Source organism: Chryseobacterium pennae (assembly GCF_003385515.1).
Classification (GTDB): Bacteria; Bacteroidota; Bacteroidia; order Flavobacteriales; family Weeksellaceae; genus Chryseobacterium; species Chryseobacterium pennae.
Window position 1 is genome coordinate 50,927 of sequence record NZ_QNVT01000011.1, and the last position, 15,324, is coordinate 66,250.

The 15,324-nt window shown below is 38.2% G+C and carries 13 protein-coding genes; 11 read left to right on the forward strand and 2 right to left on the reverse strand.

Annotated features, from left to right (window positions below):
• Position 1 precedes the first annotated feature (1 nt).
• The 10 genes from ureC to DRF65_RS12995 all read left to right on the forward strand — a co-directional run bounded on the left by ureC (position 2) and on the right by DRF65_RS12995 (position 10,755).
• A complete protein-coding gene (gene ureC / locus DRF65_RS12950) occupies positions 2–1,723 on the forward strand; it encodes an urease subunit alpha (protein ID WP_115971186.1) in 1,722 nt (573 codons plus the stop codon).
• Between the two features lie 113 nt (positions 1,724–1,836).
• Positions 1,837–2,487, forward strand: coding sequence for a hypothetical protein (locus DRF65_RS12955; protein WP_115971187.1), 651 nt, complete (start codon positions 1,837–1,839; stop codon positions 2,485–2,487).
• The gene (gene ureE, locus DRF65_RS12960; RefSeq protein WP_115971188.1) at positions 2,477–2,986 is read left to right on the forward strand and encodes an urease accessory protein UreE; all 510 of its coding nucleotides are present in this window, start codon (positions 2,477–2,479) and stop codon (positions 2,984–2,986) included. The genes DRF65_RS12955 and ureE overlap by 11 nt, the downstream gene beginning before the upstream one ends.
• Positions 2,979–3,677: an urease accessory protein UreF gene (locus DRF65_RS12965; protein ID WP_228438663.1), complete on the forward strand. Its 699-nt coding sequence runs from the start codon at positions 2,979–2,981 to the stop codon at positions 3,675–3,677. Before ureE ends, DRF65_RS12965 begins: the two co-directional genes overlap by 8 nt.
• 150 nt (positions 3,678–3,827) lie before the next feature.
• Positions 3,828–4,466 carry an urease accessory protein UreG gene (gene ureG / locus DRF65_RS12970; RefSeq protein ID WP_115971189.1) on the forward strand — a complete coding sequence of 213 codons (639 nt, stop codon included), beginning with the start codon at positions 3,828–3,830 and terminating at the stop codon, positions 4,464–4,466.
• On the forward strand, positions 4,467–5,255 hold the full coding sequence (locus DRF65_RS12975; RefSeq protein WP_115971190.1) for an urease accessory protein UreD: 789 nt from the start codon (positions 4,467–4,469) through the stop codon (positions 5,253–5,255).
• A gap of 190 nt (positions 5,256–5,445) precedes the next feature.
• A complete protein-coding gene (locus DRF65_RS12980; RefSeq protein WP_115971191.1) occupies positions 5,446–6,147 on the forward strand; it encodes a hypothetical protein in 702 nt (233 codons plus the stop codon).
• 223 nt (positions 6,148–6,370) lie between these two features.
• Complete coding sequence (locus tag DRF65_RS12985; RefSeq protein ID WP_115971192.1) at positions 6,371–7,258, forward strand: urea transporter; 888 nt, start codon at positions 6,371–6,373, stop codon at positions 7,256–7,258.
• Positions 7,259–7,479: 221 nt separating this feature from the next.
• The gene (locus DRF65_RS12990; RefSeq protein WP_115971193.1) at positions 7,480–9,726 is read left to right on the forward strand and encodes a TonB-dependent receptor; all 2,247 of its coding nucleotides are present in this window, start codon (positions 7,480–7,482) and stop codon (positions 9,724–9,726) included.
• A 141-nt stretch (positions 9,727–9,867) separates the two neighbouring features.
• On the forward strand, positions 9,868–10,755 hold the full coding sequence (locus DRF65_RS12995; protein WP_115971194.1) for a helix-turn-helix domain-containing protein: 888 nt from the start codon (positions 9,868–9,870) through the stop codon (positions 10,753–10,755).
• A gap of 252 nt (positions 10,756–11,007) precedes the next feature.
• Here the strand turns inward: DRF65_RS12995 and DRF65_RS13005 are convergent, their stop codons facing one another.
• Positions 11,008–12,114: a DNA topoisomerase IB gene (locus tag DRF65_RS13005; RefSeq protein WP_115971196.1), complete on the reverse strand. Its 1,107-nt coding sequence runs from the start codon at positions 12,112–12,114 to the stop codon at positions 11,008–11,010.
• A 198-nt stretch (positions 12,115–12,312) separates the two neighbouring features.
• On the reverse strand, positions 12,313–12,750 hold the full coding sequence (locus DRF65_RS13015; RefSeq protein WP_115971198.1) for a DUF6526 family protein: 438 nt from the start codon (positions 12,748–12,750) through the stop codon (positions 12,313–12,315).
• Between the two features lie 432 nt (positions 12,751–13,182).
• Here DRF65_RS13015 and DRF65_RS13020 point away from each other — a divergent pair, with 432 nt between their 5' ends.
• The gene (locus tag DRF65_RS13020) at positions 13,183–14,952 is read left to right on the forward strand and encodes an aminopeptidase P family protein (RefSeq protein ID WP_115971275.1); all 1,770 of its coding nucleotides are present in this window, start codon (positions 13,183–13,185) and stop codon (positions 14,950–14,952) included.
• Positions 14,953–15,324: the final 372 nt, after the last annotated feature.

The following is a 15,324-nucleotide window of genomic DNA, read 5'->3' on the forward strand; positions in this document are numbered from 1 at the left end:
GATGAGCTTACACGTAGACAGAAAGCAATACGCCAATATATTAGGTCCTACAGCCGGAGATAAAATCAGACTGGGGGATACTGAAATCATTATTGAAATTGAAAAAGATTTCACCCATTACGGAGACGAAGCTGTTTTCGGAGGTGGTAAAACCGTACGTGATGGTATGGGGCAGAATGTTACTGCTAAAAGAGATGAAGGAGTTCTTGATCTTTGTATCACAGGTGCCGTTATCATCGATCACTGGGGAATCGTAAAAGGAGATATCGGGATTAAAGACGGTAAAATCGTAGGAATCGGTAAAGCTGGAAACCCTGATACAATGGACGGTGTATCTCCGAACATGATCATCGGTGCTTCTACTGAAGTTCACGGTGGAAAAGGATATATCGTAACTGCCGGAGGTATTGATACCCACATTCACTATATCTGCCCACAGCAAATTGAAACTTCTCTGTACAGTGGAATCACTACTATGATCGGAGGGGGAACAGGACCGAATGACGGAACCAATGCTACAACAGTAACTCCTGGTAAATTCAATATGCAGAAAATGCTTGAAGCAGCGGAAGAATATCCAATGAACTTAGGGTTTTTCGGAAAAGGAAACTGTTCTGCAGAAGAGCCTATTGAAGAGCAGGTGGAAGCAGGGGCATTAGGCGTAAAAATCCACGAAGACTGGGGAGCAACGCCTGCAACGATTGATGCTGCATTAAAAGTAGCTGATAAATATGACGTTCAGGTAGCCATTCACACCGATACTTTAAATGAAGGAGGTTTCTTGGAAGATACAATGAGAGCGATCAACGGAAGAGTCATTCACACGTTCCACACAGAAGGAGCAGGTGGAGGACACGCACCGGACATCATCAAAGCGGCGATGTATCCAAACGTATTACCTGCTTCTACAAACCCTACGCGTCCTTACACGATCAATACAATTGATGAGCACTTAGATATGCTGATGGTTTGCCACCACTTAAGCAAAAACATCCCTGAAGATGTGGCGTTCGCAGATTCACGTATCCGTCCTGAAACCATTGCCGCAGAAGATATTCTTCACGATATGGGAGTTTTCAGTATCATGAGTTCTGACTCTCAGGCAATGGGAAGACCAGGAGAAGTCATCACAAGAACCTGGCAGACAGCAAGCAAAATGAAGGAGCAAAGAGGTGATTTAGCTGAAGATCAGAATAGCGGAAACGATAACTACCGTGCAAAAAGATATGTAGCTAAATACACCATCAACCCAGCAATTGCACACGGCATTTCTGAATATGTAGGATCTCTTGAAGAAGGGAAATTAGCGGATTTGGTGATCTGGAAACCAGCATTATTTGGAGTTAAACCGGAAATGATTGTCAAAGGAGGATTTGTAATCGCTGCTAAAATGGGAGATCCGAATGCTTCTATTCCAACACCACAACCGGTGATCTATAGAAATATGTTTGGGGCTCATGGAAAAGCAAAATACGGTATTTGCGCCAACTTTGTTTCTCAAATCTCTATTGATAACGGAACAATCGCTTCTTATGGATTAGAAAAAATGATCCTTCCGGTGAAAAACTGTAGAAATATTGGAAAGAAAGACCTTATCCATAACGATAAGACCCCTTTAATTGAAGTGAATCCTGAAAACTATAAAGTAACGGTAGATGGTGAATATATCACTTGTGAACCGGCAGAAACACTTCCTTTAACTCAGTTGTATTACTTGTTCTAAGATAAATTCTATTAATATAACCTAACAGGTTTCAACAACCTGTTAGGTTTATTCAACGACAAAAAAAGATTTATCAGGCAATATTTTAAAACAATTATAGAACTAAGTTTAGAATGAAATATTTAAATAAAACAGTTTTTTCTCTTGCTGTAGCCGGGATGTCTTTGCTTTCGGGTCATGTAAATGCTCAGTTTTTGGGTGGACGCAGGCTGAAGAGCGATGAAGCCGGACCAAAAGGTCAATTTATGATGTATGGTTCATTGGATTACTCAAAGGTTACTACCCCTACGAATAGCAACAGTACCGTTTCCAGTGCACCATTGGGAGTAGGATACTTTATCAATAATAATGACCTTGTCGGGGTTAATTACGCTTACTCTCAAAATTCTGTGAATCATAATGTGGTGTATAAGCAAAATGAGGCCGGAATCTGGTATAGCCCTTCACTAATGCTTGGAAAATACTTTGTACTGATCGGGCAGATAGATGCACATTATGTTTGGGGACAGCAGCAGGCAGCAACAGCGGATGCAATGCAGAACTTTAATGGATTCCGCCTCCGTGCTTACCCTTTGATCGGAATCTTATTAGGTGGCGGTTGGGCCTTAAAATTCAAGTTTGCTGAGCTTTCAATGCTTCAGACTAAAACGAAAGAAGAAGGCTGGACGAAGAGCTATGTAGCGGGACTTAGTGGCTCAACATTCGGGGTGGGTATTTCTAAAAACTTTGACTTCAGAAAAAAATCGGCTAAAGATGATAATTAATCAGACCATAGGCAATCTCACCGAAAATCCTACAGAAAAGAATATAGATTATCTGGATCTTGAATGGTTTGAAACCACAAAAAGAATCCAACGCAAAAAAACCAGAAATGGAGTAGATGTTGCCATCAAGTTTCTTAAAGAAGGGCAGCGTTTGCGTGAAGGAGATATTCTTTTTGAGGATGCAGAAAAAGTAATCGCGATCAATGTCCTGGAAACAGAAGCGATCGTAATGGTTCCCGGCTCTTTACTGGAAATGGGAACAGTATGCTACGAAATAGGGAACAAGCATATTCCGCTTTTCATTCAGGATGATAAAGTATTGCTTCCTTTTGAAATGCCGATGTTCAGATGGCTGGAAGCAAGTGGTTTTAAACCGGAAAAGCAATCCGTAAAACTGCTGAATCTCCTTAAATCCAATGTAGAACCTCACGGACACGGAAGTCTTGGCTCTACAATTTTTACCAAAATCTTAAAAATGGCCGCTCCGAAAGATGAATAATATAAACATAAACTTTTTATCAGGACTGCTTCATCTGGCTGATCCTACGCTTCCTATCGGGGGGTATACCCATTCCAACGGACTTGAAACCTATGTACAGGAAAGAATCGTTCATAATGCAGAAACAGCGAAAGAGTTTGTACAGAACATGCTTCAGTATAATCTTAAATTCAATGACGGTGCTTTTGCAAAACTCGCTTATAAAGCAGCAGAAAAAGGAGATTTACAGGCACTTTTGGATCTCGACAATGAGTGTAATGCCATAAAATGTCCTAGAGAAATCCGTCAGGCCAGTCAGAAACTGGGGTTGAGATTAATAAAAATATTCAAAAGGAGAGAAAGTTTCCCTTTTATGGAGGCATTTGAAAAAGCAGTTCAAAATAAAGAAGCTAATTCTCATTACTGTATTGTCTTTGGAGTCTATGCTTATTTAATGAAAATTCCTTTATACGAAGCATTGCTGGGATTTTACTACACTTCTGTTGCCGGAATGATCACCAATGCCGTAAAGCTGGTACCGCTGGGACAGCTTGATGGGCAAGATATCTTATTCGCTCTATATCCTGTCATGGAAAAAACTGTTTGGGAAACCATGGAACTGGACAGAGATATGGTAGGACTTTGCAATACGGCCTTTGATATCAGATGTATGCAGCACGAAAGGTTGTATTCAAGACTTTATATGTCGTAATACGAAAAGATAAAAAGGGAAAATGAATTGAATGTAAATAACATTTGCTGAGTGAAACGCCCTTGCGATCTTAAAATATTCACAATCAAAAAAATCTTAGCGCTCTCAGCGTTAGAAAAATAAAAACAAACAAAGTAAAATTTAGAAAAAATGGAAAACAGAAAATATATAAAAGTAGGAGTAGCAGGACCTGTAGGGTCAGGAAAAACTGCATTACTGGAACGTTTAAGCAGAAAATTATTCGGGAAATATGATCTTGGAGTAATTACCAATGATATTTACACCAAAGAAGATGCTGAGTTTATGGCTAAAAACAGCCTTCTTCCTCACGAGAGAATTATCGGGGTAGAAACCGGAGGCTGCCCTCACACGGCAATCCGTGAAGATGCAAGTATGAACCTTGAAGCGGTAGATGAACTGGCAGCCCGTTTCCCTGAAATTGAACTGGTTCTTATCGAAAGTGGAGGCGATAACCTTTCAGCAACGTTCAGCCCGGATCTTGCAGACGTTACTATTTTCATTATTGATGTTGCAGAAGGAGAAAAAATCCCTAGAAAAGGAGGTCCTGGTATTACAAGATCAGACTTATTAATCATCAATAAAATTGACCTTGCCCCGTATGTAGGAGCCAGCCTTGAAGTTATGGAGAACGATGCCAGAAGAATGAGAAAAGGAAATCCTTTTGTTTTTACCAATCTTAAAACAGATGAAGGGTTGGATAAAGTGATCGGATGGATCAAAAAATACGCTCTTTTAGAAGAAATTGAAGAACCGAACTTAGTAAGATAAATGGATAGTCGTTTAAATATTATTGCAGGATTCAAGGGTGGAGAATCTTATGTGAAAGATCTTTATGTCTCGCTTCCTTTCAGAGTAGTTTCTGTAGGACAGAGAAAAAGTGACAAAAAGCTCTATCAGATGGTGATGAGCTCCTCCCCGGGAATTCTGGATGGTGACCATTACCATTTGGATGTAGCCCTTGAAAAAGGATCTTCCCTTCAATTGCAGTCACAGTCATATCAGAGACTGTTCAATATGGAAGACAAGGCTGTTCAGGAACTGAATGTCACCATGGAGGATGAAGCCTCTTTCGCTTACGTTCCGCATCCTATTGTTCCGCATGAAGATTCTAATTTTAAGAGTAAAGCGAATGTTCATATCGGGAAAAACAGCCAGATCATCATCAGTGAGATTATTACCTGCGGAAGGAAGCATTATGGAGAGGTTTTTAAACTGAGACGTTTTCAGAATCTTATGGAAATCTATCATAATAACAAACTGGTAGTAAAGGATAACGTAGTAATTCAGCCGGATCTGATCCCAATCAGCAGTATCGGTAATCTGGAACAGTATACCCATCAGGGAACTCTGATTTTCTACAGCACAAAGGAAAATGTAGATAAAAACGGATTGATTGAAGAGATCGTTGAAGCCGCAGCACAACATATTGAAGAAATGGAAGTAGGAGTTTCTGCTATGGAAGATAACGGATTTGTAGTAAGAGCCTTAGGGCATGGGGGAGAATTGATGTATAACTTCTTCCTGCATGTTCAGGAAATCCTTTGGTCACTGGAGTAAAAAGGTAGCTTTGAGAGCCTTGTCAAGGTTTTAAATCTTGACAAGGCTAGAACTGGAAGAAAATAATATTGTTTTAACGGACATTGCCACCATTCAATAGAAGCGGGCTTTAGCCCGCGTAAATAAAAAGAAATCTTCCACTGGCTTTAGCCAAAACGTAATAAGAATCTGAAAACAGAATTAATAGAAAATGGACAGTACAGTTTGGGCATTACTTTTAAGTGCCGTTTCAATAAGTTTTATACACACGGCCTCAGGACCGGATCATTACCTGCCCTTCATCGTGATTTCAAAATCCAAAAAATGGAGCGGAATGAAAACCGCAGTATTAACAATGGTTTGTGGGCTTGGACACGTCCTGAGTTCCCTAGTACTTGGTTTTATCGGAGTGTTTCTGGGTTGGCAGCTGAATAAAATCTCCTGGTTCCAGGATATCAGAGGAAATTTCTCAGGATGGGCACTACTGATCTTTGGTGGAGTTTACTTAATCTATGGTTTGATTCAGGCGATCAGAAATAAACCTCACAAGCATTTTGATGTGATGGGGGATGATGTTTATGTGTATGAACATAATCACAGTGAAGTCGTAATGCCGCAGACACGAATAAAAGTAACCCCGCTTGTCCTTTTTATGATCTTTGTAATGGGGCCAAGTGAACCATTAATTCCTTTATTATTCTATTCGGGAGTTAAACATTCTATGTCTGAAATCGCAGTTCTGGTAACCTCATTTACTGTTACTACTGTTTTAACAATGCTTGGAATGGTGCTTTTAGGACGTTATGGCTATTCAACCTTATTCAATACCGAAAAACTGGAAAGATATATGGGAGTGGTAAGTGGCGCTGTGGTAACAGTCTGCGGAGTTGGGATGGTCTTTCTGGGCTGGTAAAGAGGTTTGAGGGTTTTAGAGTAGGAGAGTAAGAATGTTTAAGGTTTAAGGATTGAAGTTTAGGGTTGCCATTCTTTCACTGATAATTCACCATTCACTTGCAAAGCAAAATTGACTATTGAAATCTAAAACTAAAATGTCTCTCATCTCTTCGTCTATTATCTTTCATCTCTATCCATAATCTCCAATTTATTTCCAATCAATAATACAATTAAAAAAAACTATGGACGAATTTTTCAAAAAAATACCCTTTTTAGACAATGTTTTAAAAGGAATCGGGCAAATTATGCTTCAGGAAAACAGATGGACCGGACTTCTGTTTCTGATAGGAATCTTTATGGGAAGCTGGCAGTGCGGAGTTGCAGTATTGCTTTCAACAGCAGCGGGAACCTTTACAGCCATGAAGCTGAAATATAACCAGTCTGAAATCAATGCCGGATTATACGGTTTCAGTGCTGCACTTGTGGGAGTGGCATTGGCTTTTTTATTCGAAACAACAATTTTAATTTGGATACTTATCTTATTGGGAGGAGCATTAGCAGCTGTTATTCAGAATTTCTTTATCCAAAAGAAAATCCCGGTGTTTACTTTTCCTTTTATTATCATTACATGGATATTGGTATTTGCTTTACATCATTTCACTCATATTCCGCCATCAGCAATGTTGAGCGCTGAGGTAATCCCATCAAAATATGATGATTTTCTTACCTGTACCAATGGTTTTGGAGAGGTAATATTCCAGGGTGGAGTACTTTCAGGAATGATTTTCTTTCTGGCAGTTTTCATCAGTTCACCCATTGCTGCTTTATATGGATTGGCGGCATCTATTTTGGGTGCAGGGCTGTCACAGTTGAATGGTGAACCTATCAAAGAAATCCACATGGGATTATTCGGATTCAACGCCGTTCTTTCGGCTATTGTATTTGCAGGAGTGAAAAAAAGAGATGGTTTATGGGTGCTTATCGCCGTTTTTTTAACGATTGTTATTGATGATCTTCTTATCGATAACCATTGTCTGGATGCAGTGGGTGGAGTATTCACATTCCCATTCGTAGCAGGAACATGGATCACTCTTTTAATTCAGAAGATATTTCTTAAAGCAAAAGCATAGACTTGGTTTGAGGGTCTGAAGGTTCTAGAGTTTGAGAGTTTTAGGGTTTGAGAGTAAGAGGGTTTAAAGTTCAAGGTTGTCATCCTTTTACTGGTAATTGGCAATTCACCATTCACTTGCGAAGCAAAATTGACCATTGAATTTTAAGACTAAAACATCTATCATCTCTTCGTCTATTATCTATCATCTCCCTCTAATTTATAAACGTAACAAAACAAAAAATGAAAATAACTAAAATAGCAGCCGCTTTTCTTGTCATGGCATTCAGTGGAAAAATGATGGCGCAGGAAGCAGAAAAGCAGTTGCAGATCAAAGATGCAGATGACAAATTTCCTATTGCAGATGCATTGGTAAAATATGATCACGGAAATACCCACACACATACAGGAACAGATGGTACTTTTGCAGTTCCTGTGAAATCACTTCCTGATACATTGGTGATCAGCCGTCAGGGGTATGATGAGGTAAAATGGGTGGTTACCAATGAAGATGATAAAAATAAAGTTATTTTTTTACAGCATAAGCCATTTCAGATCTCCGAAGTAGCCATTAATCACAGCTCCTTTTTATCGGCCATTACAAAGGTGGATCTGAATAAATTTCCGGTGAATTCAGCACAGGATTTATTGAGAAAAGTACCGGGTTTATTTATTGCGCAACACGCTGGAGGAGGAAAGGCTGAACAGCTTTTTTTAAGAGGATTTGATGCTGATCACGGAACCGATGTAAGCGTAAATGTAGACGGAATGCCGGTGAATATTGTCTCCCATGCCCATGGACAAGGGTATTCTGATCTTCACTTTGTGATTCCTGAAACGGTAAATAATATAGATTTTGGAAAAGGAGCTTATTATATGGACCGTGGAGATTTTAATACTGCCGGATATGTTGATTTTCAAACGTATAACGGATTGAAAAATAGTATGATTAAACTTGAAGGGGGATCATTCAATTCAAAAAGAATATTGGGAATGTTCAATATTCTGCATGATGATCTGGGAAGGAAGAATGCTTATATCGCTGCTGAATACAATTATACCGATGGCCCTTTTGATGTAAAACAAAACTTCAACAGGGTTAATATTTTCGGGAAGTATAACCAATGGATTACTGATAACGATTATTTCAATATTCAGTTTTCAACCTTCAATTCCTCCTGGAATGCTTCCGGTCAGGTTCCGGAACGTGCTGTGGATGAAGGAATCATCGGAAGATGGGGCAGTATAGATCCTACTGAGGGCGGAAAAACTTCCAGAACAAACCTTCAGATGAATTTTAAGCATATTATTTCGCCATCTGAACAGATTGATGCAATGGCTTTCTATTCAAAATATAATTTCAACCTGTATTCTGATTTTACATTTTTCTTAAAAGATAAAGATCATGGAGATGAAATCCAGCAGACCGACGGAAGAAACATCTATGGAGCCGAGGTAAAATATACCAAAAGTTTCTCTCTTCCCAACAGTTCATTAAACTGGACATCAGGAATTGGATTAAGAAATGATGATATCAATACCTTACAGCTGAATCATGTGTATCACAGAGATATGCTTCTTGACAGACTGTCTGATGTGAACGGAACAGAAACGAATCTTCACGCCTATTCAGGGTTGGTTTGGAAAACAGGAAAATGGACGATCAATCCGGCGGTAAGGGTAGATCATTTTATCTTCAATATGCATAATCTGCTGGATCCTGAACAACTGCCTTCCGGACAGTCAAAAGAAGCAACCAGAGTAAGTCCTAAACTGAACTTCTCTTATGCTCAGAGCGATAATGTCATGTGGTTCCTGAAAACAGGGATGGGATTCCACTCTAATGATATGAGGGTGGTGGTGTCTAATAAAAATGAAAATACCCTTCCATATTCTATCGGAGCTGATTTCGGGGTAAGATTGCATCCATTCAAGTCGTTGATTATTACGCCTACCATTTGGTATATGGATCTTCAGCAGGAATTTGTATATGTAGGAGATGATGCGGTAGTAGAACCCTCCGGAAAATCAAGACGTTTCGGTGCCGATCTGGGAATCCGTTTCCAGCCATTGGAGAACTTTTACCTGAATGCGGACATTAATTATTCTCATGCAAGATTTATGGAAGAGGAAAAAGGACAGGATTATATTCCGCTGGCTCCGGTAGTAACCAGTACAGGATCTGTAAACTGGGATTTCCTGAATGGGTTTTCTTTAGGTCTTCAATACCGTTATCTTGGGGAAAGACCGGCAGTAGAAGACAACAGTATTAAAACAAAGGCTTATTTCGTGAATGATTTGGTACTTTCTTACAACCGCCAGAAATGGGGTGCGAATATTCAGGTCAATAACCTGTTCAATGTAAAATGGAATGAAGCCCAGTTCGCCACAGAAACTCAACTGAAAGGCGAAGCAGAACCTATCACAGACCTTACCTATACCCCGGGAAGCCCATTTGGAGTAAGAGTGGGAGTGTACTATAAGTTCTAGAGTGGGAGAGTTTGAGAGTAATAGGGTTTAAAAGTCTTAGGGTTGAAGCGCTATTTTCAAATTAACACATTCTCAAATTTTCAAATTCTCCTGGTTCTACTTTATAAATTTTGTCTAACTTTAATTTATCATAATATCAGAATGGAAGTTTTATCCAATTTTCAATATAAAAAGCTTTTTCTACCTAATATCACGGAGAAAATATTAGCTAATAACGCAGATATACAGCTTTACCGGATAGAAAATTACCTTAAGGGGATCTTGATGCCTGTCATTCCATACCGTACCACGTTTAACTTTATTATTTTCGTTACGAACGGACATATCAAACAGTATCTTGAAAATAAAGAATATCACGCTGAAAAAGGCGGAGTGATCTTTATTAAACAGGGAACCATTACCGCTACCGTAGAACTTTCTGATGATATTGAAGGTTTCTTTCTTGCCTACGAAAATAATATCCTCTCCGAGCAGGAACTGCCCAAGCATAAAAGCAGTATTTTCTTCATGACCCCTTTCCTGAATCTGGATAGCCTGACCTATGGAACGATTACCCAGCTTCTGCCGATCATGGAACAGGAACTATGGCTGAGTAATCTGAATATTAACGATGTTGTAGTCACTATGCTTCATCTGATTCTGATCAAAATGCTGAGCACAGATTCAGATACCCATCATAAATCTGCCACAAGGCCGATGGAGTTATCACTCCAGTTCAGGGATCTTTTATTCAAGTATCATGTGGGTGAAAAAAGAGTAGCATTTTATGCTGATAAATTGTCTGTAACAGAAAGTTATCTGAATAAATGTGTTAAAAGTGTGACCCAAAAGTCACCGAAACAATGGATCAACGAGATTGATATCAATTACAGTAAAGCATTACTGCATTCCAGTAAAGATATTGCAGAAATTGCTTATGAGTTAAATTTCCACACCGCATCTCATTTTACCCAACTTTTCAAAAAAATTGCAGGAATTACGCCGAAGGATTACAGGACTCAGTTTTTGAGTAATAGAATTACGGGGTAGGCTGGAAGTTGGAAGAGGGATGCTGGAAGTGCTGTCAGACGATATTATAATGGATGTCGTTTTTAATTAAAATTAATTCAGTTTTTGAGTAATAGGGTTTCAGGATAGGCTGGAAGCTGGAAGAGGGATGCTGGAGGTACTGTGGGATGATATTATTATGAAAGATATTTAATTCAGATAAAAAGTCAACAATTGATTTTTCAGTCATCAATAACTTCCATCTCCCAGCCTCCATCTTCCAGTCCAAAAACCCTACAACTTCTCATTCTCCAAAATCTTAATCACCAGCTTTTCCTCTTTTGCCAGATCGGCCTTTCCATCATTTTCTTCGATGATTTCCAGTTCGTCAAGATATTTTTTGATGGTATTGTTTTCGTAAAGATTGATTACTAAAGGGTGAACGTAATATTTTCTGCAGACTGTAGTTGTATTTCCAAGGTGTTGGGCAACAATGTCCAGGGCTTCTTTTACATTCTTTTTATATTGAGTATCATTTTCAGCATATCCGATCTCTTTAAAAGCAATCAGGGCATTAACTGTTCCGGACCATGTTCTGAAATCCTTGGCTGTAAAATCTTCTCCGCTTATTTCTTTTATATAATCATTCACCATCCCGGAGTCAATAGAATGCCGGGTTCCTTCATCATCCAGATACTGGAAAAGCTCCCTGCCGGGGATCTCCTTGCATTTTTGTACCAGTTTTGCCAACCTCTTACTTCTGAGATCAACATGATGCATAATGCCTTTTTTCCCTTTAAATGAAAAAGTTATTTTTTGTCCCCTGATTTCCACATGTTTCCCCTTCAAGGTAGTTAACCCAAACGAACCATACAGTTTTTCATAGATTGTATTGCCAATACGGATATTGGTTCTCTGCATAAGACTGACAATAAGGGCGAGTATTTTCCGTTTTTCAAAATTCCTCAAAGCAAGATCCTGCTCTATATGAAGTCTGATATTGGGTAAAGCATACCCGAACTGAAGCATTCTGTAGAATTTTGTATGGTTTCTTAAAGCACTCCATAAAGAGTGATAGCGATACTGCTTTCTCTTTTTTATATCAAAACCGGTCGCCTGAAGATGACCATTTTCTAAAGCACAGATCCATACATTTTCCCATGCCGGAGGGATGACAAGCTTATTGATTCGGATTATTTCATCCTTATTGTGGATCTTTTCTCCATCCTTATAATAAGAATATTTCTTTCCAGTTTTCTTACGTGTGATTCCGGCGGTTTCTGCATCGGTGGTATAAATAAGATGTACCGCCTTTGCAGAAGCTTCCGGATCCTTCATGATTTTAACAATCTTTGATGGCTTAAGGTGAGAAATAATCTCCAAATCTGTATTCTTCTCCATGGAAAATGGTTAAGAGTTTTTACCCTTCGAAAAAATCAGTAAAAGAATCACTACAATTATACAGACTAAGAAAATTCCCCACCACATTCCGGCCTTAAAAATTGTTCCTACTGCTTCACAACTTGTTAGTGTTAACAAACTTAATATCATTATACTGTAAAAGCTCCACTTTTTCATAGGTAATATTTTTGGTGTTTATTAAATTCTGAGCCGGTCAGCTTTCCAGTTTTTGATCGATCTTTTGATCTCATCTCCGGAAATGTTTTCATGCAAAGCTTTATATAAAAGCTCTTTAAACTCATCATCATACGTAAACCTCAGAGCTGCAATCTGGTCAAATCTTAACTTGTCAACTGTTTCATCAGACCTTTTATTAAAAATCTCAAAATACCGCTGCTTAAATTCAAGGATCACCATACGGTTCTGAAGTCCTAAAGCATAATGCTGTCTGGTCATAAATGCCAGATAAAAAAGCAGAAAAATCACGATTGAAAATAAAATCCAGATCAACTGATTACCGGGATCACCCCAAATTTTATAGATTCCTAAAATCTCCAGTATAATTAATAAAGGAAGATAAATAAAGTGATGAGGTGGATAGAATTTTCTGTGGTTATTATAGTTCTGCTGTTTCATAGGTGTAATGTAGCAATAATCTTTCCAAAAATTTATTATTTTAATACAAAAAACGTATTTTATGGTATGAATTCTATATTTTTCATAAAAATATAAGTTGAATTTTACTTTATCGTCTATGTATCTACGTGGTAAAAAATAAGTTTTTATTTAAACCACATAGACTAGAGTATTTGAAGATAAGGGTTTAATCACAGATTAGATTGAAGAATACAGATATATAAGATTAATCAAACTTTAAAAACTATATGTTATTTGCCACTAATACACGAATAAAGAATCATTCGTGCATTAGTGGCCATAAAAAACAAGGTTATCTGTATTCCCAATAAAAATTCATGAAAAAATAATATATCATTAGGAAAATAGGGACTTTATTTGGCTTTTCGACTTCAAATTTTTCGTAACTTTCGGTGTTTAAAAATGAAAAGAATGACTTCAAAGGAAAAAGTTGCTGCACTTCGAGAAGAAATGCAGAAAAATAATGTTGATGCATTTATAGTATATTCTGCAGATCCTCACATGAGTGAGTACCTTCCTGAAGAATGGCAGGAAAGAGCTTGGCTGTCAGGATTTTTAGGTTCAGCCGGTTTTGTAGTAGTTACGAAGGACAAGGCTGGGCTTTGGACAGACGGAAGATACTTTACACAGGCTGCCATTGAACTGGACGGTTCAGGAATCGACCTTTTCAAAGACGGAATAGAAGGAACTCCTAATTATATAGATTGGATTATTTCTGAAATTCCAGCCGGAGGTAAAGTCGCTGTAAATGCCTTAGCTGCTTCCAATGCCAATTGGGAACTGCTTTCTCAAAAATTTAATTCAAAAAATATTACCCTTACCGATATCCCCCTTTTAAAGGAGGTTTGGAAAGAAAGAGGAACACCATCTGTAAATCCAATCTTTGTACACCCTGTAGAAAGAGCTGGTAAATCTGTAGCAGATAAACTGTCTGCCATCCGTCAGAAAATGGAAGATCAGGAAGCTACTGTTCACATTATTTCAAGTCTTGACGATGTGGCATGGACTTCCAATCTGAGAGGAAGTGACGTACAGAGTAATCCTGTATTTTTAGGATATATTGTGATCACTAAAAATGATGCTGTTCTATTCACTGGTCTTGAAAAACTTGAAGTAGAAGCAAGAAAACAAATGGACGATTCTTTCGTAAAAATGATGCCTTACGAAGAATTTTATAACTATCTGAAAGCATTCAAAAATGAAAAAATACTGGTTTCTCCAAACAGCAACCAGCAGATTTTTGAAATATTGAAGGCAGATAACCAATTTATCAAAGCTCCGGTACCAGGAAATCTGATGAAAGCTCAGAAAAATGAAACTGAGTTGGAAGGTTTCAGAAAAGTAATGGTAAGAGACGGTGTTGCGATGGTAAAATTCCTTTACTGGCTGACTCACAATGCAGGAAAAGAAGCGATGAACGAGTATTCTATCGGTGAAAAACTGAGAGGATTCCGTGCTGCTGGCGAAAACTTTGTGGGAGAAAGTTTCGGTTCTATTGTCGGATATAAAGACAATGGAGCAATTATGCACTATTCTGCCAAGAAAGAAGGAAGTAAAGAAGTAACCAATGAAGATACAATCCTGGTAGATTCAGGAGGTCAGTATCTTGAAGGAACTACAGATATTACAAGAACTTTTGCGCTGGGAATCCCTTCTGAAGAGTTCAAAAGAAATTCAACACTGGTATTACAGGGATTGATCCGTTTATCTATGGTAAAATTCCCTAAAGGAACAAAAGGAGTACATCTTGATGCCATTGCAAGACTTCCGTTATGGATGGAAGGTAAAGACTTCAACCATGGAACAGGACATGGAGTAGGAAGTTTCATGAACGTTCATGAAGGGCCTCAAAATATCAGAAAAGATTTAAACCCTCAGGATCTTCTTCCTGGAATGGTTTGTTCCAACGAACCTGGATATTATCTTGAAGGTCACTATGGAATCCGTCATGAAAACCTTATCGCTGTAAAAGAAGCAGAGAAAACGATTCACGGAACATTCTATGAATTTGAAACATTGACGTTCTGTCCGTTCTTTAAAGATACAGTGATAAAAGAAATTCTTTCAGAAAGCGAAATCGCATGGCTGAACAGTTACCACAAAACATGTGAAGAGAAACTGGCTCCTTATTTGGAAGGAGAAGTGAAAGAATGGTTCTTACAACTCGTAAGTCCATTGTAATAAAAACTAAAGTCAATATTGGGATAACCTTAAACATTGAACTTTATACTAAACAAAATAATTGTTAGATCAGTAAAAGTCCTGTAAGTTGTTGCTTGCAGGGCTTTTTTATTTATGCAACCGTATTTTTACGGATAAAATTGTAGGGATTCTCCTGATGACGGGAAGTATAGCTCTGTTTATCTTTGTATCAACAAAACATCATTCATATCTTCATATAATAACTTAGTTATTCAAAACGGTAGATCATCCCGACCTGGGATGATTTTCTTTTTTTAATGAGCTGGGGATAAAAAATGCAGTTTTACAGTTTTGAAACTGGAGATTACGAAAGTCAAAAGAATAAGATATCCTTTTTTCATTTCAACTAAT

Coding starts and splice junctions, on each gene's coding strand:
- ureC (WP_115971186.1), top strand. CDS start 2: ATGAGCTTACACGTAGACAGAAAGCAATACGCCAATATATTAGGTCCT.
- DRF65_RS12980 (WP_115971191.1), top strand. CDS start 5,446: ATGGACAGTACAGTTTGGGCATTACTTTTAAGTGCCGTTTCAATAAGT.
- ureE (WP_115971188.1), top strand. CDS start 2,477: ATGATAATTAATCAGACCATAGGCAATCTCACCGAAAATCCTACAGAA.
- DRF65_RS12955 (WP_115971187.1), top strand. CDS start 1,837: ATGAAATATTTAAATAAAACAGTTTTTTCTCTTGCTGTAGCCGGGATG.
- DRF65_RS13015 (WP_115971198.1), bottom strand. CDS start 12,750: ATGAAACAGCAGAACTATAATAACCACAGAAAATTCTATCCACCTCAT.
- DRF65_RS12995 (WP_115971194.1), top strand. CDS start 9,868: ATGGAAGTTTTATCCAATTTTCAATATAAAAAGCTTTTTCTACCTAAT.
- ureG (WP_115971189.1), top strand. CDS start 3,828: ATGGAAAACAGAAAATATATAAAAGTAGGAGTAGCAGGACCTGTAGGG.
- DRF65_RS12985 (WP_115971192.1), top strand. CDS start 6,371: ATGGACGAATTTTTCAAAAAAATACCCTTTTTAGACAATGTTTTAAAA.
- DRF65_RS12965 (WP_228438663.1), top strand. CDS start 2,979: ATGAATAATATAAACATAAACTTTTTATCAGGACTGCTTCATCTGGCT.
- DRF65_RS13005 (WP_115971196.1), bottom strand. CDS start 12,114: ATGGAGAAGAATACAGATTTGGAGATTATTTCTCACCTTAAGCCATCA.
- DRF65_RS12975 (WP_115971190.1), top strand. CDS start 4,467: ATGGATAGTCGTTTAAATATTATTGCAGGATTCAAGGGTGGAGAATCT.
- DRF65_RS13020 (WP_115971275.1), top strand. CDS start 13,183: ATGACTTCAAAGGAAAAAGTTGCTGCACTTCGAGAAGAAATGCAGAAA.
- DRF65_RS12990 (WP_115971193.1), top strand. CDS start 7,480: ATGAAAATAACTAAAATAGCAGCCGCTTTTCTTGTCATGGCATTCAGT.